Raw genomic sequence first — 581 nt, 5'->3', positions numbered from 1 at the left:
GCTTGAGCTATTAATTGCCCCAAACTTAATATCACTAAAATTTTTTCCGCCATCATTACTGGCTGACAAGATACTGTAAGCACAACCTCTTAGAGAGTCTCCACAAGCATCGTTATCACCACTCACCAATGGAATCGCCAGCATGTCGTCGTTTTTCGCTGCCCAGATAAACTTGCCCTTATAGTTCATTGTTCCCCTGGAAAGGAACCAGAGCTTCGTTTTTATCTTCTTGTTATCATTGTGATAATAAATTGAACCATCATCACAATTCGAATAATCCTCCAGCGTGAGATAGCGATTTTTATCGATACGATAAATCACCTGTGGTGGGTTATGGATGGGTTGTACAGCCACCTTTCCTGGCTGCGTGGATGTTTGCACCGGAGGCGGTGTCACCGCACAGCCATTCAGGCTGGTCAGCGAGAATACTAATGCACCTGCGAGTAAATTTAGCTTTTCCATGGTCATCCTTGATTTGTTAGCTGAGAAGGGACCATTGCGGCATTGCAGGTAAATTGAGTTGTGCTGTGAGGGAATGGCATCAATTTTGGAATTGTATCTTGGGGAGTATTATCTCTTAT

At 43.5% G+C, this 581-nt stretch carries 1 protein-coding gene; it reads right to left on the bottom strand.

From position 1 onward, the window contains the following. A partial coding sequence (locus J1785_RS00395) for a T6SS immunity protein Tli3 family protein (protein WP_420803817.1) occupies positions 1 to 462 on the bottom strand: 462 nt, incomplete at its 3' end. Between the last annotated feature and the right edge of the window lie 119 nt (positions 463 to 581).

It is taken from the genome of Rahnella perminowiae, from assembly GCF_019049755.1.
Taxonomy (GTDB): domain Bacteria; phylum Pseudomonadota; class Gammaproteobacteria; order Enterobacterales; family Enterobacteriaceae; genus Rahnella; species Rahnella perminowiae.
This window is presented reverse-complemented; position numbering and strand designations above follow the sequence as displayed.